Origin of the sequence: Dyella sp. LX-66 (genome assembly GCF_018599165.1) — a bacterium.
GTDB lineage: Bacteria > Pseudomonadota > Gammaproteobacteria > Xanthomonadales > Rhodanobacteraceae > Dyella_D > Dyella_D marensis.
Genome location: NZ_JAHFVJ010000003.1, coordinates 93082 through 118249, shown reverse-complemented (window position 1 = coordinate 118249; position 25168 = coordinate 93082). Strand labels below are relative to the sequence as shown.

At 66.7% G+C, this 25168-nt stretch carries 22 protein-coding genes; 18 read left to right on the top strand and 4 right to left on the bottom strand.

Annotated features, from left to right (window positions below):
- Nucleotides 1-49 precede the first annotated feature (49 nt).
- Together thiL and KK141_RS07140 are read left to right on the top strand one after the other, a co-directional pair.
- On the top strand, nucleotides 50-1024 hold the full coding sequence (gene thiL / locus KK141_RS07145) for a thiamine-phosphate kinase (protein ID WP_214569084.1): 975 nt from the start codon (nucleotides 50-52) through the stop codon (nucleotides 1022-1024).
- Nucleotides 1021-1527 carry a phosphatidylglycerophosphatase A gene (locus tag KK141_RS07140; protein ID WP_214569083.1) on the top strand — a complete coding sequence of 169 codons (507 nt, stop codon included), beginning with the start codon at nucleotides 1021-1023 and terminating at the stop codon, nucleotides 1525-1527. Before thiL ends, KK141_RS07140 begins: the two co-directional genes overlap by 4 nt.
- Here KK141_RS07140 and KK141_RS07135 read toward each other — a convergent pair.
- On the bottom strand, nucleotides 1511-1981 hold the full coding sequence (locus KK141_RS07135) for a hotdog fold domain-containing protein (RefSeq protein ID WP_214569082.1): 471 nt from the start codon (nucleotides 1979-1981) through the stop codon (nucleotides 1511-1513). The two genes, KK141_RS07140 and KK141_RS07135, sit on opposite strands and share 17 nt — an antisense overlap.
- 32 nt (nucleotides 1982-2013) lie before the next feature.
- Nucleotides 2014-2418: an SRPBCC family protein gene (locus KK141_RS07130; RefSeq protein ID WP_214569081.1), complete on the bottom strand. Its 405-nt coding sequence runs from the start codon at nucleotides 2416-2418 to the stop codon at nucleotides 2014-2016.
- Nucleotides 2419-2551: 133 nt separating this feature from the next.
- Here KK141_RS07130 and KK141_RS07125 point away from each other — a divergent pair, with 133 nt between their 5' ends.
- From KK141_RS07125 to KK141_RS07065, 13 genes are all read left to right on the top strand, one after another.
- Nucleotides 2552-3520 carry an aldo/keto reductase gene (locus KK141_RS07125; RefSeq protein WP_214569080.1) on the top strand — a complete coding sequence of 323 codons (969 nt, stop codon included), beginning with the start codon at nucleotides 2552-2554 and terminating at the stop codon, nucleotides 3518-3520.
- A gap of 115 nt (nucleotides 3521-3635) precedes the next feature.
- Nucleotides 3636-3854 carry a hemin uptake protein HemP gene (locus KK141_RS07120; protein ID WP_243867809.1) on the top strand — a complete coding sequence of 73 codons (219 nt, stop codon included), beginning with the start codon at nucleotides 3636-3638 and terminating at the stop codon, nucleotides 3852-3854.
- A 107-nt stretch (nucleotides 3855-3961) separates the two neighbouring features.
- Entirely contained in the window at nucleotides 3962-4516 is a 555-nt protein-coding gene (locus tag KK141_RS07115; protein WP_214569079.1) for a hypothetical protein, read from the top strand.
- A gap of 182 nt (nucleotides 4517-4698) precedes the next feature.
- Complete coding sequence (locus KK141_RS07110; RefSeq protein ID WP_214569078.1) at nucleotides 4699-5970, top strand: HlyD family efflux transporter periplasmic adaptor subunit; 1272 nt, start codon at nucleotides 4699-4701, stop codon at nucleotides 5968-5970.
- 41 nt (nucleotides 5971-6011) lie between these two features.
- Nucleotides 6012-6728 (top strand): ABC transporter ATP-binding protein, encoded by a 717-nt coding sequence (locus tag KK141_RS07105; RefSeq protein ID WP_168648139.1) that lies wholly within the window; start codon nucleotides 6012-6014, stop codon nucleotides 6726-6728.
- A gap of 201 nt (nucleotides 6729-6929) precedes the next feature.
- Entirely contained in the window at nucleotides 6930-8243 is a 1314-nt protein-coding gene (locus KK141_RS07100; RefSeq protein ID WP_214569077.1) for an ABC transporter permease, read from the top strand.
- A 15-nt stretch (nucleotides 8244-8258) separates the two neighbouring features.
- Complete coding sequence (locus KK141_RS07095; protein ID WP_214569076.1) at nucleotides 8259-9497, top strand: FtsX-like permease family protein; 1239 nt, start codon at nucleotides 8259-8261, stop codon at nucleotides 9495-9497.
- Nucleotides 9498-9543: 46 nt separating this feature from the next.
- The gene (locus KK141_RS07090) at nucleotides 9544-10857 is read left to right on the top strand and encodes an ABC transporter permease (protein WP_214569439.1); all 1314 of its coding nucleotides are present in this window, start codon (nucleotides 9544-9546) and stop codon (nucleotides 10855-10857) included.
- A gap of 17 nt (nucleotides 10858-10874) precedes the next feature.
- Entirely contained in the window at nucleotides 10875-12104 is a 1230-nt protein-coding gene (locus tag KK141_RS07085) for an FtsX-like permease family protein (protein WP_214569075.1), read from the top strand.
- Between the two features lie 37 nt (nucleotides 12105-12141).
- Nucleotides 12142-13449 carry an ABC transporter permease gene (locus KK141_RS07080; protein WP_214569074.1) on the top strand — a complete coding sequence of 436 codons (1308 nt, stop codon included), beginning with the start codon at nucleotides 12142-12144 and terminating at the stop codon, nucleotides 13447-13449.
- A 9-nt stretch (nucleotides 13450-13458) separates the two neighbouring features.
- Complete coding sequence (locus tag KK141_RS07075) at nucleotides 13459-14682, top strand: FtsX-like permease family protein (protein WP_214569073.1); 1224 nt, start codon at nucleotides 13459-13461, stop codon at nucleotides 14680-14682.
- Nucleotides 14683-14701: 19 nt separating this feature from the next.
- Entirely contained in the window at nucleotides 14702-16024 is a 1323-nt protein-coding gene (locus KK141_RS07070; protein ID WP_214569072.1) for an ABC transporter permease, read from the top strand.
- A 7-nt stretch (nucleotides 16025-16031) separates the two neighbouring features.
- Entirely contained in the window at nucleotides 16032-17246 is a 1215-nt protein-coding gene (locus KK141_RS07065) for an FtsX-like permease family protein (protein ID WP_214569071.1), read from the top strand.
- Nucleotides 17247-17289: 43 nt separating this feature from the next.
- Here the strand turns inward: KK141_RS07065 and KK141_RS07060 are convergent, their stop codons facing one another.
- Complete coding sequence (locus KK141_RS07060) at nucleotides 17290-19155, bottom strand: DUF3857 domain-containing protein (protein ID WP_214569070.1); 1866 nt, start codon at nucleotides 19153-19155, stop codon at nucleotides 17290-17292.
- A gap of 100 nt (nucleotides 19156-19255) precedes the next feature.
- Here KK141_RS07060 and KK141_RS07055 point away from each other — a divergent pair, with 100 nt between their 5' ends.
- The gene (locus tag KK141_RS07055) at nucleotides 19256-19576 is read left to right on the top strand and encodes a hypothetical protein (protein ID WP_214569468.1); all 321 of its coding nucleotides are present in this window, start codon (nucleotides 19256-19258) and stop codon (nucleotides 19574-19576) included.
- 45 nt (nucleotides 19577-19621) lie between these two features.
- On the opposite strand, the gene KK141_RS07050 is transcribed toward KK141_RS07055, so the two are convergent.
- Nucleotides 19622-21493 (bottom strand): DUF3857 domain-containing protein, encoded by a 1872-nt coding sequence (locus tag KK141_RS07050; RefSeq protein WP_214569069.1) that lies wholly within the window; start codon nucleotides 21491-21493, stop codon nucleotides 19622-19624.
- A 284-nt stretch (nucleotides 21494-21777) separates the two neighbouring features.
- On the opposite strand from KK141_RS07050, the gene KK141_RS07045 reads away from it, so the two are divergent.
- Entirely contained in the window at nucleotides 21778-23589 is a 1812-nt protein-coding gene (locus KK141_RS07045) for a DUF885 domain-containing protein (RefSeq protein WP_214569068.1), read from the top strand.
- 74 nt (nucleotides 23590-23663) lie between these two features.
- A complete protein-coding gene (locus KK141_RS07040; RefSeq protein WP_214569067.1) occupies nucleotides 23664-25007 on the top strand; it encodes a sigma-54 dependent transcriptional regulator in 1344 nt (447 codons plus the stop codon).
- Nucleotides 25008-25168: the final 161 nt, after the last annotated feature.

Genomic DNA, 25168 nt, shown 5'->3' with positions numbered 1-25168 from the left:
GCCGGGTGTGGATGGTCTGCTTGCCGCTGTTGCCCGCCGCAGGAACGCCATGGAATTCCGCCTGATCGACCGCATCCGCGAGCGCACCGCGCAGGGGCGCGACGATGTGCGCCTGGGGATCGGTGACGACGCCGCGCTGCTGGCCGTGCCCGAAGGGCAGGAGCTGGCGGTGGCGATCGACACCATGGTCGAGGGCGTGCATTTTCCGCGCGATACCGCGCCGGCGGACCTGGGCTGGAAAGCCTTGGCGGTGAATCTTTCCGATCTGGCCGCGATGGGCGCCACGCCCGCGTGGGCCTTGCTTGCCTTGACCTTGCCGCGCAGCGGTGCGGCGGAGGCGCGGCAGCGTTTCGTCGACGCATTCGCCGAAGGTTTTGCGCAGCTGGCGCAGCCGCATCGGCTGGCGCTGGTGGGCGGCGATACCACCGGCGGTCCGCTCACGATCAGCGTGGCAGTGCATGGCTTCGTGCCGCCGGGCAAGGCCTTGCGCCGCGCGGGAGCGAAGCCGGGCGACGTGGTGATGGTCACCGGCACGCTCGGCGACGCGGCGGCGGGGCTGCATCTGCTGCAGCGTGGCGGCATGGACGGTGCGCAGGCGGCGTATCTGGTGGAGCGATTGCACCGACCCACGCCGCGGATAGCCGCGGGCCTGGCGTTGCGCGAACGGGCCAGCGCATGCCTGGACGTATCCGATGGCCTGGTCGCGGATCTCGGCCATATCTGCGCATCCAGCGGCGTCGGCGCGGAAATCGAAAGCGCGCTGCTGCCGCGTTCGCCGGCCCTGCTCGGCCTGTTCGACGACGCCTCGGCCTGCGACTTCGCGCTGAGCGGCGGCGACGACTACGAACTGTGCTTCACCGTGCCCGCCGCGCGTGCCGCTGAAGTGCAGGCCGATCTCGCGCGCCTGGGCTGCGGCGCTACGCGCATCGGCCGCATCGTGGAAGGCGAGGGCGTGCGGGTGCGCGCGGAAGACGGCACCTGGCTGGAACCGGCGCACCAGGGCTGGGATCATTTCGCCGCATGAGCGACAAAAAAATCCTTACCCCCGAACAGCGCCGCGTGCTGACGTCTTCCTTCGCCGGCTGGATCGCCTGCGGCTTCGGCTCCGGCCTCGCGCCCAAGGCGCAGGGCACCTTCGGTTCGCTGGCGGCGCTGCTGCCGTGGCTGCTGCTGCGCCATCTGCCGTTGCCGCTGTATGCGCTGGTGATCGTGCTGGCCTTCGCGCTGGGCGTATGGGCCTGCAACGTCGCCGGGCGCGCGCTGGGCGTGGACGATCACCGCAGCCTTGTGTGGGACGAATTCGTCGGGCAGTGGATTGCCTTGGTGCCCGCCTTGTTCGCGCCATGGTGGGCGGTGCTGGCGGGCTTCGTGCTGTTCCGCCTGTTCGACGTGGCCAAGCCCTGGCCGATCGGCTGGCTGGACCGCCGCTTGAAGGGCGGTCTCGGGGTGATGGTCGACGACGTGGTGGCGGGTGTGTTCGCCGCCGTCGTGCTCGGCGCCGGGCTAAGCCTTACCGCTTGGGGCTGACCCACATGGTGATGACGGCGCGGAACACGGCTTCGCCGTTCGCATCGGTCACCGTCACGCGCACCGGATAATCCGCCGCTTCGTTGCTTATGTCAGGCGCCACCGGTTCGGCGATGCCGACCACATCGGTAGTCGCCTTCTTCAGGTATTCCACCGTCATGCCCTTGGGGATCCAGCGGTGCGTGGGCGGAAGGGTTACCTCGGTCATGGTGCCGCCGGCCAGCTCCGCCAGGTTGCACATCGCGATGGCGTGCACCGTGCCGATATGGTTGAGCACCGCGCGCCGCTTCGCGATGCGGATGCGGCAATAGCCGGGGCGCAATTCCTCGAAGCGCGGCTTGATGCTGCCGAAGTACGGCGCCTTCAGGCAGATCAGGCGCGAGAACAGCCAGGCGCCGCCGGGGCGGGCGGAAAGCTTCTGCCACATCGCCAGCGCGCTGCGGGGGTTGCTCATGGGTAGGCCTCGATCAAAGAAAGGGATGCGGCTCAGGCTTCCGCGAGCTGCTTCAGCGCCGCCAGCACGTCGCCGAAATCGGCGGTGACGGCCGCGCCGATCTCCGCGGCCTCCGGCCCGGTCACCACCGAGACGTAGCTGACGCGCGAGCGCGCCGCATCGAGCGGCTCGATGCGGTGCGAGACCACCACGGTGACTTCGTCGAGCATGGTCTGGTCGGTGAACAGGCGGTTTTCCTGCACCTCGATCAGCGTGCTGGTGAAGGCGTCCATGCCCGGCGGCTGCATGGTGAAGCTGGTGCCTTCGGCGAAGGGACCGTGCAGTTCGATCGACGCGATGCCGGCGTTCCAGCGCTTCCATCCGGGCACGTCGGCGAACAGCTGCCAGATGCGTGCGGGCGCGGCCGCGATCTCGATGCTTGCTTCATGGCGCCACATGCCGTGCTCCTTGCCGGGAAGGGGCGGATCATCGCATGGCGGGTGTCGGCGGGGCATCGAGCGCCGCGGGCTTGGAGGCGCCGCGGGGCGGTGGCATGCTCGTGCGGTTCGCATTCCCTGGAAGGAGCTCCCCATGCAATACCGTCGTCTCGGCAAAAGCGGCCTGCAGCTGTCGGCCTTGTCCTTCGGCGCCTGGGTCACCTTCGGCCAGCAGGTGGGGCGTTCGCTGGCGCGCGACATGCTGGCGATGGCGCACGACCACGGCGTGAATTTCTTCGACAACGCCGAGGTGTACAACCACGGCGTGGCGGAGACGCTGATGGGCGACGTGCTGGCGGATCTGCGCTTTCCGCGCGACAGCTATTGCGTGTCGAGCAAGGTGTTCTTCGGCGCGCGGGCGAATCCCGCGCCGACCCAGCGCGGGCTGTCGCGCAAGCATGTGCTCGAAGCCTGCCACCAGGCGCTGCAGCGGCTGCGCGTGGATCACCTGGACCTGTACTTCTGCCATCGCCCCGATCCGGATACGCCGGTGGAGGAAACCGTCGCCGCGATGGACACCCTGGTGCGCCAGGGCAAGGTGCTCTACTGGGGCACCAGCGAATGGCCGGCGGCGCTGATCGCCGAGGCGCACCGCGTGGCGCGCGAGAACCACATGTACGCGCCCAGCATGGAGCAGCCCGAATACAACCTGCTGCACCGCGAGCGGGTGGAGCAGGAATACGCGCCGCTGTACCGCGACTTCGGCATGGGCACCACGATCTGGTCGCCGCTGGCCTCGGGCCTGCTCACCGGCAAATACAACGACGGCGTGCCGAACGACGCGCGCCTGGCCCAGCCCGGCTACGAATGGCTGCGCCAGGCAGTGCTGGAACAGGGCGGCGGGCGCATCGCCAAGGTGCGGCGGCTGGCGCCGATCGCCACCGAGCTCGGCGTGAGCCAGGCGCAGCTGGCGATCGGCTGGTGCCTGGTCAATCCGCATGTGTCCACAGTGATGCTGGGCGCCAGCCGGCTGGAACAGCTGGAGCACAACCTCGACGTGCTGCGCCTGCTGCCGCGGCTGACGCCGGATGTGCTGGCGCGGATCGAGCAGGCGGTGGCCTGAGCGGCGCGGGGCAGGGCGCGGCGTTCTGCCCCGGCCGTGTTCACACTTCGGCCGTTGACAGGTAAATGAGAACGATTATCATCAACTCCGCCTCTGACCAACACGGAGCCTGCTCATGTCCACCACTGCCGTACTGCCCACACCCGCCGACCTGCTGTCGCGCCCGCTCGGCCTGCTGCGCCTGAAGCCCCAGGCGGTGACGCCGGAACCCGGCGCGCGGCGCATCTCCAGCCAGAACCTGCTGGCCGGCGAGCGCGAACTGGTGATCACCCACCAGGGCAGCGAGTACCACCTGCGCCTCACCCGCAACGACAAGCTGATCCTCACCAAGTAAGCCCGCACGTCCGGCGCCCCGCCGGTTTTCCCTTCAGGCCTATCGCCAGCGCCGCGTTGCCCTCCCCGCAGCGCGCCAGCCGGGTCTCCTCTTTCCAGGAGCGCGCCATGTTCGGCTGGCTGGCCCATACCCTTGCCGCAGTCTGTCCGCATTCGCAGGCACCGTCCTGCCAGCCGCGCTGGCTGCACGTGGCGCCCGCCGCGCTGGCCGCGCGCCTGCCGTTGCTCGGCACCGTGCTGTATCTGCCGATGCGCGGCGAAGCTTCGCCCGACCACCCCGCGCGCGGCTGGCTGGCCGAAGGCGAAGACCTCGCCCCGTTGCTGCACACCCAATGGCTGCTCGCTTCCTGCGTGATCGGCGCCGACGGCCCGCGCGAATGGCTGGAATGCGTGGACGCCGCCGGCCGCCTGCGCGCCCGCCTGCACCTGCTGCCGGACACCGACTACCTGGCCTGGGACGTGCTGCTTTCCGCCGCCGTGCCGGCCGGTGCTCCCGCGTTCCGCCGCGTGCAGCGGCCGTTCCGCGCCGCGGGTGCGCGCCTGCTGCATTTCACGCAGCGGCGCCTGGGCAATATGGACGTGCTCGGCGGCAGGGACGCCGCGCAACTCTCCGCGCTCGGCCACGACATCGCCCAGGAAGTGCTGCGCGCCGAGGCGCTGTAGCCCGTCCGCGGCGTCCGGACACTTGTCCGCCTGTCCGTCGATCTGTCCGCGGACAGCCTGCCTTCCGCGGACGCCATCTCCAACCCACTGATAAACAACCTTAATCGATCGCCTGAGCAGTTGGCATAGCGCTTGCTGATACAGGTCCAGGGGCCACTCATGTCCGTGGCCAGGGACCGATCATGATTCGCGATACCTCCGCTCAAGACCGCCTGGTCGAGGTCAAGCCGAGCCGCAAGCGCCGGCTCATCTTCATCGGTGCCGGCGTGGCCGCAGTGGCCGTGCTGGCCCTGGTGCTGCCGCAGGCCAGCCGCCTGTTCTCCGCCGACGCCTCGGTCAGCGGCTCGCGCCTTGCCTTCGGCACGGTCGAGCGCGGGCTGTTCGTGCGCGACATCGCTGCCGAGGGCAAGGTGGTGGCGGCGGTCAGCCCGACGCTGTACGCCACTTCTGGCGGCGCGGTCACCTTGAAGGTGCACGCCGGCGACGTGGTGAAGCAGGGCCAGGTGCTGGCCACCATCGTCAGTCCCGAACTCACCAACAAGCTGGCGCAGGAACAGAGCGCGGCCGACGCGATGGAAGTCGACTTCCTGCGTTCGCAGATCGACGCCAAGAAGAAGCGCGGCGAACTGCAGAAGGCCTTCGACAACGCGCAGATCGACCAGACCAGCGCGCAGCGCGACCTGCAGCGCTACCAGAAAGCCTTCGCCCAGGGCGCCGTGCCCAGCATGAACGTGGACAAGGCCAAGGACGACGTCGAAAAGGCGCGCATCACCGTCGAGCACGCCAAGGCCGACCTCTCCAACGATGGCGCCAGCCTGGACTTCGACATCAAGTCCAAGAAGCTCGCCCACGACCGCCAGGTGCTGCTGGTGAAGGACCTGCAGCGCCAAGTCGACGAACTCAACGTGAAGTCGCCGGTGGACGGCCAGGTGGGCCAGCTGTTCATCGCCGAACGCGCCACCGTGGCCAAGGACGCGCAGCTGCTCAGCGTGATCGACCTGAGCCGGCTGGAAGTGGAAATGAAGGTGCCGGAAAGCTTCGCCCGCGACCTGGGGATCGGCATGGGCGGCGAGATCAGCGGCAACGGCAATACCTGGAAGGGCCTGGTCAGCGCCATTTCGCCCGAAGTGGTGAACGGCGAAGTGGCCGCCCGCCTGCGCTTCGACGGCGACACGCCCAAGCAGCTGCGCCAGAACCAGCGCCTGTCCGTGCGCATCCTGCTGGACCGCCGCGACAACGTGCTGGCTGTGCAGCGCGGCTCCTTCGTCGACGAATCCGGCGGCGCCTACGCCTACATCGTGCGCGACGGCATCGCCGAGAAGCACCCGATCCGCGTCGGCGCCAGCAGCATCGACAAGGTGGAGATCCTGGACGGCCTGAAGGAAGGCGACCGCATCGTGATCTCCGGTACCGACAGCTTCAAGAACGCGGCGCGCGTCGCCATCAGCCGTTGATCTGACCCTCTACTGCTCCATCACCGAAGGACGAAACAACCATGCTCAAGATGACCCACCTGTCCAAGGTCTACCGCACCGAAGTGGTGGAGACCTACGCGCTGCGCGACTTCAACATCGACGTGAAGGAAGGCGAGTTTGTCGCGGTGACCGGCCCGTCCGGCTCCGGCAAGACCACCTTCCTCACCATCGCGGGCCTGCTGGAAACCTTCACCGGCGGCGAATACCACCTGGACGGCGTGGAGGTGAGCAACCTCAATGACAACGCGCGCTCCAAGATCCGCAACGAGAAGATCGGCTTCATCTTCCAGGCCTTCAACCTGATCCCCGACCTCAACGTGTTCGACAACGTCGAAGTGCCGCTGCGCTACCGCGGGATGAAGGCGCCGGAACGCAAGCAGCGCATCATGGACGCGCTGGAGCGCGTGGGCCTGGCCTCGCGCGCCAAGCACTACCCGGCCGAACTGTCCGGCGGCCAGCAGCAGCGCGTGGCGATCGCGCGCGCCCTGGCCGGCTCGCCGCGCCTGCTGCTCGCCGACGAACCGACCGGCAACCTCGATACGCAGATGGCCCGCGGCGTGATGGAGCTGCTGGAAGAAATCCACCGCGAGGGCGCCACCATCGTGATGGTCACCCACGATCCGGAACTGGCCACGCGCGCCCAGCGCAACGTGCACGTGATCGACGGCCAGGTGGTGGATCTGGCGGAAGACCCGCGCTTCCACCAGCACCAGTCGCGCGCCGGCGCGCCGGCGTAAAGCTTTTGAAGCCCCTCTCCCCGCCGGGGAGAGGGGTTGGGGTGAGGGGACGGGCGGAGCGGTGAAGCGGCTACCTGAAGCGTGTCGCGCCCTGTAGTGCCTTTCCCGCAAGCCCCGGCCCCTCATCCGCCTGCCGGCACCTTCTCCCCGGAGGGGAGAAGGATTCGGAATCGGAAACTGAGTCACTCATCGGACGCCTCCATGTTCGCCTATTACTTCCAGCTCGGCCTGCGCAGTCTCCGCAAGAATCCGTTGCTCACCGCCCTGATGGTGATGGCGATCGGTTTCGGCGTGGCGGCGTCGATGACCACCTACTCGGTGTTCCGCGCCACCTCCAACAACCCCATTCCGCAGAAGTCCTCGCAGCTCTATGTGCCGCAGATCGACAACTGGGGTCCGGAAGACGCGCAGCAGAACCAGGGCGAACCGCCGCGCGCGATGAGCTACACCGACGCCATCGGCCTGATGCGCGACCACAAGGCCGCGCGCCAGACCGCGCTGTATCCGGCGGGCCTGTCCATTGTGCCGGCCGACGCCAGCCAGCTGCCGTTCCGCGAGAACACTTACGGCGTGTATGCCGATGCGTTCCCGATGTTCGACATTCCGTTCAAGTACGGCCGCGGCTGGAGCCAGGCCGACGACGACGCGCACGCCCAGGTCGCGGTGATCGGCCAGCAGCTCAACGAGAAGCTGTTCCGCGGCGAAAACAGCGTCGGCCGCGAGATCAACCTCGACGGCCGCAGCTACCGCATCGTCGGCGTGATGGACCACTGGGACCCGCAGCCGCTGTTCTTCGACGCGGTCAACACCGGCGGCTTCGACGACCCGACCCAGCTGTTCGTGCCGTTCACCCGCATGATCGAGCTGAAGGTCAGCACCAACGGCAACAACAACTGCAACAAGGATCCCGGCGTCGGCTGGGACAACTGGCTGCATTCCGAATGCGTGTGGCTGGGTTTCTGGGCCGAGCTGCCAACCAAGGCCGACGCCGACGCTTACCGCAGCTATCTCAACGGCTACTCCGCCGAGCAGCAGCGCGCCGGCCGCTTCAAGTGGGGCCCGAACACGCGCCTGCGCAACGTGGTGGAGTGGCTGGACTTCCAGAAGGTGGTGCCGCCGGAAGCGAAGATCTCGCTGCTGGTCGCGCTGGGCTTCCTGGTGATCTGCCTGGTCAACACCATCGGCCTGCTGCTGGCGAAGTTCCTGCGCCGCTCCTCCGAGATCGGTGTGCGCCGCGCCCTGGGCGCCTCGCGCAAGGAGATCTACGCGCAGTTCCTGATGGAGGCGGGCGCGGTCGGCCTGGCCGGCGGCTTGCTCGGCCTGCTGCTCACCGGCGTCGGCGTGTACGGCATCTCGCTGATCTTCGATCCGCAGGTGGCGCGCCTGGCCAAGCTCGACATCCCGCTGGTGCTGCTGACCTTGCTGGTGGCGATCCTGGCCACGGTGATCGCGGCCTTCTATCCGACCTGGCGCGCCGCTCAGGTGCAGCCGGCCTGGCAGCTCAAGTCCAACTAACACAAGGCGACGACCATGCTGCAGATCAAGCCCATCCTCGCCGCCCTGAAGCGCCACAAGGCCGGCACCATCCTGATCGCGATGCAGATCGCGCTCACCCTGGCCATCGTGTGCAACGCGCTGTTCATCATCCAGCAGCGCGTGGAGCGCGTCTCGCGGCCCACCGGCATGGACGAGAACAGCGTGCTGGCGATCCAGAACCGCTGGGTCTCGGTAGAAGGCAAGGACACCGCGCCGCTGATCAAGGCCGACGTGCTGGCGCTGCGCCAGACCCCGGGCGTGCAGGACGCCATGGCCACCAACTCCTTCCCGCTGCGCGGTGGCGGCTGGTCGACCGGCATCAACCTGGCACCGAAGAACGAAGGCAAGCCGGCTGCGCAGACCACGCTGTACTTCGTCGACGACCATGCGTTGGCGGTGTACGGCGCCCAGCTGATCGCCGGCCGCAACTTCACGCCCGACGAAGTGATCAGCGCCGATCCGAAGGACATCAAGTCCACCGCGCAAGTGATCCTCACCAAGGCGCTGGCCGACAAGTTGTTCCCGAAGGGCGACGCGCTGGGCAAGCAGGTGTATCTCAACGGCAAGGACGTTCCGCCCAGCACCATCATCGGCATCGTGGCGCGCCTGCAGGTGCCGTGGAACGGCACCTGGGCCGACGACTTCAACGACAACGCCACGCTGTTGCCGGTGCAGCTCACCAGCAACTACACCATCTACCTGATCCGCGCCAAGCCGGGCCAGCTGGCCGATGTGGTGAAGAGCGCGCCGGCCACCCTGCTCAAGACCAACCGCATGCGCGTGATCTCCGGCGACCGCGCCGTGCGCACCTTCGAGCAGGTGCGCGGCGATGCCTACAAGAACGACCGCGGCATGGCGATCCTGATGGGCGTGATCTGCGTGATCCTGCTGGCCATCACCGCCGCCGGCATCGTCGGCCTGACCAGCTTCTGGGTCGGCCAGCGCCGCAAGCAGATCGGCGTGCGCCGCGCGCTGGGCGCGACCAAGCGCGACATCCTCAGCTACTTCCTCACCGAGAACCTGATGATCGGCGCGGCCGGCGTGGTGATCGGCATCGGCCTGGCGATCGGCATGAACCTGTGGATGGTCTCGCAGTTCGAGATGGCGCGCTTGTCGATCGCCTACGTGGCGGTGGGCGTGGTGGCGCTGCTGCTGCTCGGCCAGGCCGCGGTGCTGGCGCCGGCCATGCGCGCGGCCAAGGTGCCGCCGGTGGAGGCCACGCGCTCCGTGTGAGCGCGTGGTTCCTGAAGCTTCCCCTGCAGAGAGAACCATGAGCGGAATGTTTGCCCACAACCTGCGGCTCGGTACGCGCAGCCTGCGCAAGAACCCGGTGCTCACCGCACTGATGGTGATGGCGATCGGCTTCGGCGTGGCGGCTTCGATGATCACCTACGCGGTGTTCCGCGCCGTGTCGGGCGATCCGATCCCGCAGAAGTCCTCGCGGCTGTTCGTGCCGCTGATCGACAACCGCGGGCCGCAGTACAACAACGAGGGCGAGCCGCCGAACGCGCTCACCTACACCGACGCGGTGGCGCTGATGAAGGCGCACCGCGCCACGCACCAGACCGTGCTGTACCAGGTCGGCCTGTCGGTGATGGCGCAGCAGGAGAACCACCTGCCGTTCAAGGCGATCGGCTATGCCACGCTGGCGGATTTCTTCCCGATGTTCGACGTGCCGTTCGTATACGGCGGCGCCTGGAGCGCGGCGGACGACGACGCGCGCTCGGCGGTGGTGGTGATCGGCCGCAAGCTCAATCAGAAGCTGTTCGGCGGCGCCAACAGCGTGGGCCGCGAGATCGTGCTGGACGACCAGGCCTACCGCATCGTCGGCGTGGCCGACGACTGGGACCCCAAGCCGCGCTTCTTCGACATGTTCAGCGGCAATGCCTACGCCGATCCCTCGCAGATCTACATCCCGTTCCACTATGCGGTGGAGCACGGTATCGACACCTACGGCAACAACAACTGCGGCAGCGACGGCAAGCGCGGTATCGGCCGCGACGGCTGGCTGCGCGGCGAGTGCGTGTGGATCAGCCCCTGGGTGCAGCTGGACAGCGCGGCCGAGGTGGCGGCGTATCGCCAGTTCCTCACCTCGTATGCCCAAGACATGCGCCGCGCCGGCCGCTTCGACTGGGCGCCGAACGTGCGCCTGCGCGACGTGAACGACTGGCTGGACTACCAGCACGCCGTGCCGCCGGAAAGCCGTATCTCGCTGGTGATCGCGCTCGGTTTCTTCGCCATCTGCCTGGTCAACACCATCGGCCTGCTGCTGGCGAAGTTCATGCGGCGCTCCTCCGAGATCGGCGTGCGCCGCGCGCTCGGCGCCTCGCGCGGCGACATCTACCGGCAGTTCCTGGCCGAGGCCGGCATGGTCGGCCTGACCGGCGGTGCGCTCGGCGTGCTGCTGACCGGCGTGGGCATGCTGGGTGTGGGGCTGGTGTTCCAGCCGCAGATCGCGCGCCTGGCGCACCTGGATCTCTCGCTGGTGGCGCTGTCGCTGCTGGTGGCGGTGTTCGCCACGGTGGTGGCGGCGTTCTATCCGACCTGGCGGGCGGCGCAAGTGCAGCCGGCCTGGCAGCTCAAGTCCAACTGACGGCGCGGAGGAGAGCCATGGAAATCAAGCCTATCCTCACCGCACTGCGCCGCCACAAGGCGGGCACCGTGCTGATCGCGATGCAGATCGCGCTCACCCTGGCGATCGTGTGCAACGCGCTGTTCATCATCCAGCAGCGCGTGTCGCACCTGTCCGAGCCCACCGGCATCGACGAAGCCAATATCTACGTGGTGAACAACGAGTGGGCCGGCAAGGCCGGCACCGAGCAGATCGACGCCAATACCCGCGCCGACCTCGCCGCGCTGCGCCAGATCCCCGGCGTGCAGGACGTCACGCCCAGCAATTCGTATCCGCTGCGCGGCGGCGGCTGGGACGACGGCATTCGCCTGCGCGCCGACCAGCAGGCCGACATCACCGGCTCGACCATCTATTTCGGCGACGAACACTTCATCGACACGCTCGGCCTGCGGCTGATCGCCGGCCGCAATTTCCGCAGCGAAGAAGTCGGCAGCATGGACGTGCGCGACCGCCTCTCCGCTCCGGTAGTGGTGGTGACGCGCGGGCTGGCAGAGAAGCTGTTCGGCGATGGCCAGGCAGTCGGCAAGAGCATCTATATCGCCGGCAACCAGACCACCATCGTCGGCGTGGTCGACCTGCTGCAGGCGCAAAGCGTGGCCCGCTGGGCTTCGAAGTTCGCCTACCGCGCGGTGATCCTGCCCAAGCGCCTGATCAGCATGGCCGGCGGCTTCTACATCGTGCGCACCAGGCCGGGCCAGCTCGACGCGGCGATGCGCGCCACGCCGGAGGCGCTGAACCGGATCAACCCGCGCCGCGTGCTGGACGAGCACGACGGCGTGCTGAGCTTCGCCGAGGTGCGTGCGCGCGCCTACGAAGGCGACCGCGGCATGGCCGTGCTGATGGGTGTGATCTCGCTGGTGCTGCTGGCGATCACCGCCGCCGGCATCGTCGGCCTGACCAGCTTCTGGGTCGGCCAGCGCCGCCGCCAGATCGGCGTGCGCCGCGCGCTCGGCGCCACGCGGCAGGACATCCTGCAGTACTTCATGACCGAGAACCTGCTGATCAGCGTCGGCGGCGTGGGCCTGGGCGTGGTGCTGGCGATCGCCATGAACCTGTGGCTGGTCACCCGCTTCGAGATGCACCGGCTGTCGATGGACTACGTGTTGAGCGGCGTGTTGCTGCTGCTGTTGCTGGGACAAGGGGCGGTACTGGCGCCGGCTATCCGCGCGTCCAAGGTATCGCCGGTAGAGGCCACGCGCTCGGTCTGAGCGCGCGGTTCCTTAAAGGAAGCAAAGGGGAGAGGGCATGTTCACGTATTACCTGGAGCTGGCGCTGCGCAGTCTCCGGCGTAACAAGGTGCTTACCGCGCTGATGGTGGTCGCCATCGCGCTGGGCATCGGCGCCTGCATGACCACGCTGACCGTGCTGCACGTGCTGTCGGGCGACCCGATCCCGTCCAAGAGCGCGCGGCTGTTCTATCCGCAGCTCGACCCGCAGGACATGGACGGCTACCGCGAAGGCGAGGAGCCCCCGGAGCAGCTCACCTGGGTGGACGGCATGAACCTGCTCAAGGCCAAGCGCGCCAAGCGCCAGGCCCTGATGACCGGCGGCGCCGTGCCGGTGCAGCCGGCGCAGGCCGACGTCGAGCCGTTCTTCAGCGACTCGCGCTACACCACGGCGGATTTCTTCGCCATGTTCGACGCGCCCTTCCTGTACGGCCAGGGCTGGAACGAGGCCGACGACGACAGCAAGGCGCGCGTGGCGGTGATCACGCGCAAGCTCAACGAGAAACTGTTCGGCGGCAAGGACAGCCGCGGCCAGGTAGTGCGCCTGAAGGACACGCCGTTCCGCGTGGTCGGCGTGCTCGACGACTGGCGCCTGAACCCGCACTTCTACGACCTCAACATGGGCAACTACACCGAGTCGGAAGAAGTGTTCGTGCCGCTGTCCACCTCGCGCGACCTCACCTTGCCGCGCAACGGCAGCACCGACTGCTGGGGCCGCGGCGGCGGCAACGACGGCGACCATATGGAAAACGCCACCTGCGTGTGGATGCAGTTCTGGGTGGAGCTGGCCAGCGCCTCCGATGCGCCGGCGTACAAGGCCTTCCTGGAGAACTACTCGCGCGAGCAGAAGACCCTGGGCCGTTTCCAGCGTCCGGTGAACGTGCGCCTGCGCAACGTCATGGAATGGCTGGACCAGGAGAAAGTGGTGCCCAGCGACGTGCGCCTGCAGAGCTGGCTGGCGATCGGCTTCCTGGTCGTGTGCCTGGTCAATACGGTGGGCCTGATGCTGGCCAAGTTCCTGCGCCGTGCCGGCGAACTCGGCGTGCGCCGCGCGCTGGGCGCATCCAAGCGCGAGATTTTCAAGCAGTTGCTGATCGAAGCCGGCGTGGTCGGCCTGGCCGGCGGCGTGTGTGGACTGGTGCTGGCCTTCCTCGGCCTGTGGCTGGTGCGCCAGCAGCCGGCCGACTACGCCTCGCTGGCCCGGCTGGACCTGGCCATGCTCGGGGCAACCTTTGCGCTCGCGGTCGGCTCCAGCGTCGCGGCGGGCCTGCTGCCCGCATTGCGCGCCTGCCAGGTCGCGCCCGCCCTGCAACTGAAGAGCCAGTAAGGAGACGCCATGGCCATCCGACCCATTCTGTCGACCCTGCGCCGGCACAAGACCACGGCCCTGCTGGTAGTGCTGGAGATCGCGCTGACCTGCGCCATCGTGTGCAACGCGGTGTTCCTGGTGAGCCAGCGCATCGAGCGCATCCACATGCCCAGCGGCGTGGCCGAGAACGAGCTGATCCAGGTCGCCCTGGCCGAGATCGGCGCCAAGCCCGACGAACACGCGCGCACGCTCACCGACCTGGCCGCGCTGCGCGCGATTCCCGGCGTGACCGAAGTGTCCTCGGTCAACCAGATTCCGTTCGGCCGCTCGTCCAACAACAGCGGCATCAAGCTGGATCCGAAGCAGAACAAGCCCACGCTCAACGCCACCAATTACTTCGGCGAGAACATCGGCCAGACCCTCGGCGTGCAGCTGGTGGCCGGCCGCCTGCTGCAACCGGAGGACTACGTCAGCATCAAGGAGGCCTCCAAGGCCTTCAAGGAAGGCAAGCTCGAAGGCCTGCCGCGCCTGGTGGTGATCACCGAACCGATGGCGCAGCGTCTGTTCCCGGGCCAGTCGGCGCTGGGCAAGACGATCTGGCTGGGTTCGGAAGTGCCGCTGCAGATCGTCGGCGTGGTGAAGAACCTGGTGCGCCCATCGATCTGGAACGACGCCGAGGCGCAGTACAGCATGATGGTGCCGATGCAGGTGGAAGATAACCAATACCTGATCCGCACCGCGCCGGGCGAGCGCGAACGCGTGCTGGCCGCGGCGATCGCAGCGATGAAGAAAAACAACCCGCACCGCATCTTCTGGCAGAAGCGCACTTGGGACGAAGTGCGCCAGCATTTCTTCGACGGCGACCGCTCCATGACCGGCCTGCTGATCGGCGTGTGCATCGCGCTGCTGGTGGTGACCGCGCTGGGCATCGTCGGCCTGGGCAGCTTCTGGGTGGCGCAGCGGCGCCGGCAGATCGGCGTGCGCCGTGCGCTCGGCGCCACGCGCGGGCACATCCTGCGCTACTTCCAGACCGAGAACTTCCTGCTCGCCACCATCGGCATCGCGCTGGGCATGGTGCTGGCCTACGGCATCAACCTGTTCCTGATGGTGCATTACGAATTGCCGCGCTTGCCGGCGGTGTATTTCCCCATCGGCGCGCTGGCGCTGTGGCTGATCGGGCAGGCCGCGGTGCTGGGGCCGGCGATGCGCGCCGCGGCGGTGCCGCCGGTGGTGGCGACACGTTCGGTCTGACGCTTTCCAGGAGAGAAGGATGTTCGCTTACTACCTCGATCTCGCCCTGCGCAGTCTCAAGCGCAACAAGGTGCTGACCGCGCTGATGGTGCTGGCGATCGCCGTCGGCATCGGCGCCAGCATGACCACGCTGACGGTGATGCACCTGCTGTCCGGCGATCCGCTGCCGGGGCGCAGCGACAAGCTGTTCTACGCCCAGGTCGACGACAACCCGCAGCCCGGCAAGCAGACCGAGCCGATGGACGTGATGACGTACCAGTCGGCGATGGACCTGTGGAGCGCCCACCAGGGCGACCGCCAGACCATCATCGTGGACAGCCCGGTGAAGCTGCGCGCGCCCGACAGCACCTTGCCGGCGCTGATGCCGTCGATGCTGTCGACCACCACGGATTTCTTCGCCATGTTCGACGTGCCGTTCCGCTACGGCGGCCCCTGGCGCGCGGAGGACGATGCGGCGCGCTCGCGGGTGGCGATTATTTCGTCCGACCTCAACGACAAGCTGTTCGGCGGCGCCAACAGCGTCGGGCGCACCTTGCGCCTGCGCGACACCGACGTGCGCATCGTCGGCGTGCTGGCGCCGTGGCGGCCGTCGCCGCGCTTCTACAATATCGCCGGCGGGCGCTTCTCCGGCGGCAAGACCGCGGACTACTACGGCAAGCCGCAGGATGTGTTCACCCCGTTCAGCAGCGCGCTGGAGATCAACGACGGCAACTTCTACCAGTACAGCTGCTGGCAGCTGCCGCCGTCGCCGGGGCATCTGCAGAACGCGCCCTGCGTGTGGCTGGCCGTGTGGGTGCAGCTGGACAGCCCCGCCAAGGTCGCCTCGTTCCGCCGCTTCCTCGATGGCTACACGGCGCAGCAGCAGGCGCTGGGGCGCATCGTCCGTCCGCAGAACACGCGGCTGCGCAGCCTGGTCGAATGGCTGGATTTCCAGGGCGTGGTGCCCAGCGATGTGCGCCTGCAGGCCTGGCTGGCCTTCGGTTTCCTGGCGATCTGCCTGTTCAACACCATCGGCCTGCTGCTGGCCAAGTTCCTGCGCCGCGGCGGCGAGATCGGCGTGCGCCGCGCGCTGGGCGCAAGCCGCGGCGCGATCTTCCAGCAGTGCCTGGTCGAGGCCGGGATGATCGGCCTGATCGGCGGCCTGGGCGGCCTGCTGCTCACCTTGCTGGGCCTGAGCCTGGTGCGGCGCCAGCCGGTGGCGTTCGCCGATATGGTGCATCTGGATGCGCGCATGTTCGCGCTGACCTTCGCGCTGGCGATCGCCACCAGCCTGCTGGCCGGCTTCCTGCCGGCGCTGCGGGCGAGCCGGGTGGCGCCCGGCCTCCAACTGAAGACGCGCTGAGGTGCGCATGGAGATCCAACCCATCCTGGCCGCGCTGCGCAAGCACCGTCTCGCCACCCTGCTGATCGCGCTGGAGATCGCACTGGCCTGTGCGGTGCTGTGCAATGCCTGCTTCCTGATCGCCAACCGCATGGACGCGATGCGGGTGAACAGCGGCGTGGAAGAGGCGTCCTTGGCCACGCTGCAGATCAGCGGCTTCGACGAGAAGCAGGCCAGCGACGTCAACGCACGCATGCTTGCCGGCTTGGGCGCCATTCCCGGCGTGCAGTCGGCCACCGTGCTCAATTCGATTCCGTTCGGCGAACACCGCGGCCGCGTCGGCATCACCATCGATCCGGAAGGCAAGCAGTTCGGCGGCGTGATCGAGCTGTATCTCGGCGGCCCCGGCAGCGCGGAGGCGATGGGCCTGAAGCTGGTGGCTGGCCGCGCCCTGCAGGCGGATGACTACCAGCCGTTCACCGGCGTGTTTCCCAGCTCCGCGCCGGTGCTGATGGCGCGCGAACTGGCCGAGCATCTGTGGCCGGGCGCCGATCCGCTGGGCAAGGTGTTCTGGGTGGACAAGTGGTCGTACCGCGTGGTCGGCATCGTCGACCACCTGATCACGCCCGCGCCGGGCTGGGCCGGGCGCAGCGCGCCGGGCTGGTCGGCCTTTGTGCCGGCGCAGCCGGGGCCGAGCCTGGCCGGCAGCTATCTGATCAAGGCGCCGCCGGCGGACATCGACCGCGTGCTGCGCGATGCGCGCGCGCTGGTCGCCAAGGTGGCGCCGGACGCGGTGCTCGACCAGGAAGGCTCGCAGACCATCGGCGACCTGCGCGCGCAGTTCTTCCAGCAGGACCGCATCATGGCCTTCATGCTGGTCGGCGTGATCGTCGCCCTGCTGCTGGTCACCGCGCTGGGCATCGTCGGCCTGGCCAGTTTCTGGGTGCAGCAGCGGCGCAAGCAGATCGGCATCCGCCGCGCGATCGGCGCCACCCGCGGCGACATCCTGCGCTACTTCCAGACCGAGAACTTCCTGATCGTCAGCGGCGGCATCGGCTTGGGCATGGTCATGGCCTTCGGCCTCAACCTCGCGCTGATGAAGTTCTACGAACTGCCGCACCTGCCGCTGTATTACCTGCCGATCGGCGCCGCCGCGCTGTGGGCGCTGGGCCAGCTCGCGGTGCTGGGTCCGGCCATGCGCGCGGCGGCGGTGCCGCCGGTGGTGGCGACGCGGTCGGGCTGAGGGGGGAGCGAAGAGCCTGCGCGAGGCAGGCTCTTCGGGGCGGTTACTTGCCGGATGGCTCGGTGGTGTACGAGAAGGTCAGGCCTTCGTAGCAAGCCTCGGCCTGTTCCAGGAACTTGCCGAATTCATCGCTCATCAGATCGTCATGGGGAATCCAGGCGACTTTATCGAAGGCGCGAAGTTTGTATGCCACGACACCGTTCGCCTCCTGGCGGAACTCGGCGTCATAGTCACCCCAGCGGGAGCGCACATGGCAGGCGTTCGGGGTTCGGCTGAGCTTGATGCCGCTGATCCTCCTCGACACCTCGCGAATCATCGGGCCGCTGACGTTGAGGTCGCCGATGCCGCCTGTTGCGCGATAGCTTTTCAGTTCATTCAAGGCGAACTCGAAATAGTCGCCCAGGCTCATGCTGTACTTTCCTTCATGCTTGCTGTCCGCAGGCTGTTCGGGTGAATGGATCTTCACCTGGTAAGGCGGTGTGACCTTGGCAGGCCGGGTCACGATGCATTTCTTGTTGTCAGTGCAGAAGGCTTGATCGACGGCATTCGCACCCTGGTCGTGTTCCATCGACATCAGCGCCAGAAGCTGCGCGCCATTGAACAGGGTGCTGGTGTCGCTGTCCGACGTCCCGTCCGGATGGAATTGCGTTTCCTCGGTGGTGCTGGCCTCCACCGTGGCCTCCGCAAGGGGAATGGTGTCCAGCCTCGGCTTGCCGTCCTTGCCCAGCACGATGGCCCAGCGATCCTGCAACTGCGTGGGCGTATATCCGGGCAACAGCACGGGCGATGTCGCATCGACCCACCATGCCTTGCCATCGACAGCCACGCGGACTATCACGTGATTGGAGTTATTGGTGCCGGGAATGAGCAGCGTTGGCGCACTGTCGCCCAACCAGACAAGGGCCGGTTCCGCATCGATGCCCAGGCTGCGCAGCATGGCGGTGAGCAGGGTGGTCAGATCCTTGCAGTCGCCGTAGCCGTTCTTTTCAATCGTGGCGAGACTCAACGGTGTATGGCCCCGGTCATCCAGGCGATAATCGGCAAGATAACGATAATGCTTGCCGATAAAGTCGACTGACGATCGGATCTGCTCTTCCCGCGTCATGTTCTTCAGCCGGAGGACTTCCGCCGCCGCCTGAGGTGGCAGTGGCGCGGACAGGATCCGGTTGTAGTTGGCGACCAGCTTGTCGAAATGGTCTTCCAGCTTGTCGCTGGAGGACAGATCGATGCGCGGGTGCTTGCGCACCGTGAAGTTGGTTTCGTTGACGGTACCGAAATAAAACGGCTTGATCAGATCGATCACGATCTTTTTGCCGCCTTCCGAAGCCTTTACCTCAAACGCGGTTGGCCCTTCGCTACGCCAGACGAAGGGTTTTTCCGCTGTGTATTCAGCATGAAGGCTGTCGTAGCGCTGCCGCGAGTCGTCGAGTTCGACCGAGTCAAGGAATTCGGAGATACCTTTCTCTGGCCTGCCGTGCCGCTTGGTGGTGTATTCGATGGCGCTGCCCACGGTGATGCCCTGGAAGAGCAGCGTCGTCGTTGTACTGTTGTCGACGCCTTGATCGGGACCCTGGCCGGATGTGCGCACGATCTGGCCTTTCGGCAGACGTACGCGTGTGCCGTCGCGCTCGATGACATAGGCATCGACGAGGGATTGTGTTGCTCGACTCGATGAGGGAATTTCTACCTTGGACAGTACGTCCCTGGCGGACGCCGTCAGAATGTCGTAGTGCATCGTGGTGAGGCAGTCGGTGCTTGCATCGACATTGACACGGCAGGAAGACTTTATTTTCGTCGCTACCGGCGCGTCGCCCGGAGACTGCAGCGATGCGAGGCAGGGTCCTGCTGCCAGCATCGCCAATACGCAGGCCGCTCGCCGGGTGGCGGGGATCAATGGGGATTTCATCATTGAGGTAAATCCTTGGTTTTCCTGATCGTTATTAGGGCGCACCGGCGGGGGAGTGCGGGGACGATGAAGCACGTGTAAGGGCGCGTTGCCGCGAGGCGGCATGGACCACCGCAGCGTGGTTGCGGACGGTACGAAGTACAGCCAGGACGGAAAACCGGAACTTTCCAGACCTTGCGTTCCCGCCATGGGCGCAGTGCTGGCCAGCGAGAGCTGCCCAGGAGTGCGCAAGCCCGCTGCAGTGCGTGGATCGCTTTGCCAGCCAAACTTCGCGCTGATGAAGTTCTACGAACTGCCGCACCTGCCGTTGCGCTACCTGCCGATCGGTGCCATCGCGCTATGGGCGCTCGGCCGGATCGCGATGCTGGGCCCGGCCCTGCGCGCGGCGGCGGTGCCGCCGGTGGTGGCGACGCGGTCGGGCTGAGGCGGAAAAGCGAAGAGCCTGCGCGAGGCAGGCTCTTCGGGGCGGTTACTTGCCGGATGGCTCGGTGGTGTACGAGAAGGTCAGGCCTTCGTAGCAAGCTTCGGCCTGTTTCAGGAACTTGCCGAATTCATCGCTCATCAGATCGTCATGGGGAATCCAGGCGACTTTCTCGGAGGCGCGGAGTTTGTATGCCACGACACCGTTCGCCTCCTGGCGGAACTCCGCGTCATAGTCACCCCAGCGGGAGCGCACGTGGCAGGCGCTCGGGGCTCGACTGAGCTTGATGCCGCTGATCCTCGTCGACACCTCGCTAATCGTCGGGCCGCCGACGTTGAGATCGCCGATGCCGCCTGTTGCGCGATAGCTTTTCAATTCATTCAAGGCGAACCCGAAATAGTCGCCCGGGCTCATGCTGTACTTTCCTTCATGTTTGCTGCCCGCAGACTGTTCGGGTAAATGGATCTTCACCTGGTAGGGCGGTGTGACCTTATCCATGGCAGGCCGGGTCACGATGCATCCCTCGTTGCCATCGCAGAAGGCTTGATCGACGGCATTCGCACCTTCGTCGTGTTCCTTCGCCATCAGCCTCAGAAGCGGCGCGCCATTGAACAGGGTGTTGGTGTTGATGTCCGACGTCCCGTCCGGACGGAATTGCGTTTCCTGGGTGGTGCTGTTCTCCATCCTGGCCTCCGCAAGGGGAATGGTGTCCAGCCTCGGCTTGCCGTCCTTGCCCAGCACGACGGCCCAGCGATCCTGCAGGTTGTCAGGCGTGTATCCAGGCAGCAGGACCGGAATGGTGGCGTCGATCCACCATGTCTTGCCATCGACAGTCGCGCGCACGATCACGTGATCGGCTGCCTGCAAGCCTGGGATGAGCAGGTTCGGGGCATAGTCGCCCTGCTTTACAAAGGCGGGCTCGGCGTCCATGCCGAGGCTGCGGATCATCGCCGTCAACAGTACGGTGAGATCCTTACAGTCGCCGTAGCCATTCTTTTCGGTCTCGGCAAGATCAAAAGGGATGCGGCCACGGTTATCGAGACGGTAATCGGCCAGGTAGCGATAGTTATCGGCGAGAAATCTGATCAAGGACCGTATCTGTTCTTGCTGCGGCTTGTTCTTGAGCCGCTCGACTTCCATGGCGGCCCCGGGCGGCAAAGGTGCGGACAAGATCTCGTTATAGAGGCCGACTACCTTGCCGTAGTGATCGTCGAGCTTGTCGCTGAAGGCCAGCTCGATGCGTGGAAGCTTGCGCACGATGAAGGCGTCTTCGTTCTCGATGGCGAAGTAACGCGGCTGGGCGAGGTCGATGGTGATCTTCTTTCCATCTTCCGAAGATTTCACCTTGAAGGCATCCAACTCTTCTCCGCGCAAGATGATGGGGCGGTCGGCCACGTATTCGAGATGGAAGCTGTCGTAGCGAACCGCCTCTGGCGCGAACGTGACGTTCCGCTGGAAGGTGGCGATTTCTTTGGTCGCTTTGTTGTGCTCTTTGAAGCTGTATTCGATGGCATCACCCACTTCGATGCCCTCAAACAGGAATATGGTAGTCGTGCTGTTGTCGATGTATTTCTCCGAGCTTGTCCCGGACTTCTTGACGATATGGCTATCCGGCAAGCGCCTGCGCGTGCCGTCACGCTTGATGATATAGGCCTCGATATCGGACAAGGTGTGGCTGGGCGGTGCGGGCACGTCGAGCTGGGAGAACGTATCCCTGCCCGCACTTGTCAGGATGTCCATGTGCATTTTATACGTGCAATCTTCACTCAGGTCGGCATGGACCCGGCAGGTCTCAGTGGTTTTCACCGCCACTGGAGCGTCTTTCGCCGGCTGCAGCGATGCAAAGCAGGGCGATGCCGCCAGCAGCGTCAGCGCGCAGGCGGCTCGCCTGGTTGCGGCGGTCAATGGGTATCTGATCATCGAAGTAAATCCTTGGTCGTCCGGGTCTCGACAGAGGGCATGCCCATGGACCGGGTGCGCGCCTGAGCGATGAAGCGCGAGGGAGGGCGGTCGCCGCCTGCGGCAGGCAGGTGGTATTGGCCACCACGGGGCGACCACGAACGGTATGGAATGCGCCCAGAACGGAGAACCGGAACTTTCCAGATGTCCGGCCGCCTCGTACGCGGTGCCAGCCAACGAGAGCTGCCCAGGAGCCCGCAAGCCCGCTACAGTGCGCGGATCGCTTTGCCAGCCAAGGGGTTCGTATGAAATGGGTGTCCTGGATGATCTGCGCGAGCCTGCTGGGCTCGGTGACCTTGGCCGGGCCGGCGGCCGCCGCGGCGCCCGCCGGTGTTGCCACCCGGGTGGCTGCGCTCAACAAGCTGTTGGCCGAACAGTGGCAGCACTCGCTGCAGAACGCGCCGGAGTTCGCCACCATCCTGGGCGACCTGCGCTACAACGCGCGCTGGAGCGACGTCTCGCTGGCGCACCAGGCGGCCGAGCGCAAGGTCAATGCGGATTTCCTCAAGCGCTTCGAGGCGATCGACACCACCGGCTTCTCCGATGAAGACAAGCTCAATCTGCAGCTGATGGTGCGCCAGCTGCGCGACGCGCTGCAGAGCTACGACCTGAAGCTCAACGAGATGCCGCTGGACCAGATGAACGGCATGCACCTGCAGCTGCCGGGCTTCGTCAGCTCCATTCCGTTCGACAACGCCAAACAGTACGAGGACTACCTCGCGCGCCTGCACGCCGTGCCGCGTGTGCTGGCGCAGGTGACCGAGGTGGCGCGCCAGGGTTTGAAGGACGGCATGATGCCGCCGCGCTATCTGCTGGAAAAAGTGGTCGGGCAGATCGACAGCATCGCCAAGCCGGCCGGTGAGGAAAACTCCTTCGCCGAGCCGCTGAAGCATTTCCCCAAGACGGTGTCCGCCGCCGACCAGAAGCGCCTGCACGACGCCATCGTCGCCGCCATCGACAACGAAGTGCGCCCGGCCTACCGCAAGCTGGGCGAGTTCGTGGCCAAGGACTACGCGCCGCACGGGCGCACCGAGCCGGGCGTGTGGCAGCTGGCCAACGGCGAGGCGATCTATCGCTTCGACGTGGAGCAGATGACCACCACCAAGGAAACCCCGCAGCGTATCCACGAGATCGGCCTGGCCGAGGTGAAGCGCATCGAGGAGGAAATGACGGCGATCGCCAAGGGGCAGGGCTATAAGGACCTGGCCAGCTTCCGCGAGGCGCTGAAGCACGACGCCAAGCTGCATCCGACGTCGCGCGAGGACATCCTCAACCGCTACCGCGGCTTTATCGCGCAGATGCAGCCGGAACTGCCCAAGCTGTTCGGCCTGCTGCCGAAAACCAAGGTGCAGGTGATGGCGGTGGAGCAGTACCGCGAGAAGGAAGCCCCCGGCGCCGAATACCACCAGGGTACGCCGGACGGTTCGCGTCCCGGCCAGGTCTATGTGAACACCGGCGACTTCGCCGACCGCACCACGCTGACCATCGAATCGACCGCCTACCACGAGGCGATTCCCGGCCACCACATGCAGATCTCGATCGCGCAGGCGCTGCCCAAGCTGCCGCCGTTCCGCCAGCAGGCCGGCTACAACGCCTACGTCGAAGGCTGGGCGCTGTACGCCGAGCGGCTGGGCAAGGACATCGGCTTCTACAAGGACCCGCTCTCGGACTACGGCCGCCTGTCCGACGAACTGCTGCGCGCCGACCGCCTGGTGCTGGATACCGGCGTGCACTACAAGCACTGGACGCGCCAGCAGATGGTGGATTTCTTCCATGCCCATTCCAGCCAGGACGAGCCGGACATCCAGGCCGAGACCGACCGCTACATCACCTGGCCGGGCCAGGCGCTGGGCTACAAGATGGGCCAGCTGAAGATCCTGGAGCTGCGCGAGCGGGCGAAAAAGGAACTGGGCGAGCGTTTCGACATCCGCGCCTTCCACGACCAGATCCTGGGTGGCGGCGCGCTGCCGCTGGACGTGCTGGAAGCCCGCACCGACGCCTGGATCACCGCCGTGAAGGCCGGCAAGGCGCCAGTTCACCCCAACGCGGCCCCGTAACGGCTGAATAGGCCAATGGTCATTACAACGTTTTGCCGGCAGGATGCATCTGTTCCGGCATGCCCAAGAGCCACATGCGTACCGTCCTGATCATCGACGACAACCCCGCCGTGGGGGAGGCGCTCTCGCTGGCGCTGTCCCTGCACGAAATCCGCCCGCTGACTGCGCTGACGCCGGAGCAGGGCCTGGAACTGCTCGAGCGCGAACGCATCGACGTGGTCATCCAGGACATGAACTTCACGGCGGACACCACCTCCGGCGAGGAAGGCATCGCGCTGTTCCGCGCCCTGCGCCAGCGCCACACCGACCTGCCGGTGATCCTGCTGACCGCCTGGACCCACCTGGAAACCGCGGTGGAGCTGGTCAAGGCCGGCGCCGCGGATTACCTGGCCAAGCCCTGGGACGACGCCAAGCTGCTGGCCACGGTGGAGAACCTGCTGGAGCTGTCGGAATCCACCCGCGAGGTGAACCGCGCCCGCAACGAGCGCCGCCGCCGCCGCGAGGACCTGGAGCGCCGCTACGACCTCACCGGCCTGGTGTTCTCCTCCGAGGCCATGGCGCGCACGCTGGAACTGGCCTGCCAGGTGGCCCGCTCGGAAGTGCCGGTGCTGATCACCGGCCCCAATGGCGCGGGCAAGGAGCGCATCGCGGCGATCGTGCATGCCAATTCGGCGGTGAAGCGCGGCTCCTTCGTGGCGGTCAACTGCGGCGCCTTGCCGGGCGAGCTGATCGAGGCCGAGCTGTTCGGCGCCGAGGCCGGCGCCTACACCGGCGCCAACAAGGCGCGCGAAGGCCGTTTCGAGCTGGCCGACGGCGGCACCTTGTTCCTGGACGAGATCGGCAACCTGCCGCTGTCCGGCCAGGTGAAGCTGCTGCGCGTGCTGGAAACCGGGCAGTTCGAGCGCTTGGGGTCCGGCCGCACGCGCCAGGTGAAGGTGCGCGTGCTGAGCGCCACCAATGCGGACCTGAAGGCGATGATCCGCGCCGGCACTTTCCGCGAAGATCTGTATTACCGCCTCAACGTGATCGAGGTGAACCTGCCGGCGCTGGCCGATCGTGTCGATGACATCCTGCCGCTGGCCGAGCATTTCCTCGACGGCCGCGCGGAACTCACCGACGCCGCGCGCGAGGCCCTGCTCAGCTACCCGTGGCCAGGCAACGTGCGCGAGCTGAAGAACGCGATCGAGCGCGCCGCGCTGCTGGCGGCCGATGGCCGCATCCAGCCCGAACTGCTCAACCTGCCGCAGGCGGCGCCGGCCGCCAACCGCAACCTGGACGAGCCCAGCCGCGAAGCGGTGGAGGCGGCGCTGGACAAGGCCGACGGCGTGGTCAGCCGCGCGGCGCAGGCGCTGGGGCTGTCGCGGCAGGCCTTGTACCGCCGCATGGAGCGCTACGGTTTGGCCACCCAGGGCACCTGACCACCCACGTAGGTTGGGGTGAGCCGCAGGCGAACCCCAACATGGCGAGGTGCATGAAGCTGCCGGTGTTGGGGTTACTGGCTGCATCAGCAGCCAGCCCTTCGGGCCATCCGCTACGCGGATGTTCGCTACGGCATCCTGCCTTCGCAGTCGCCTGCGGC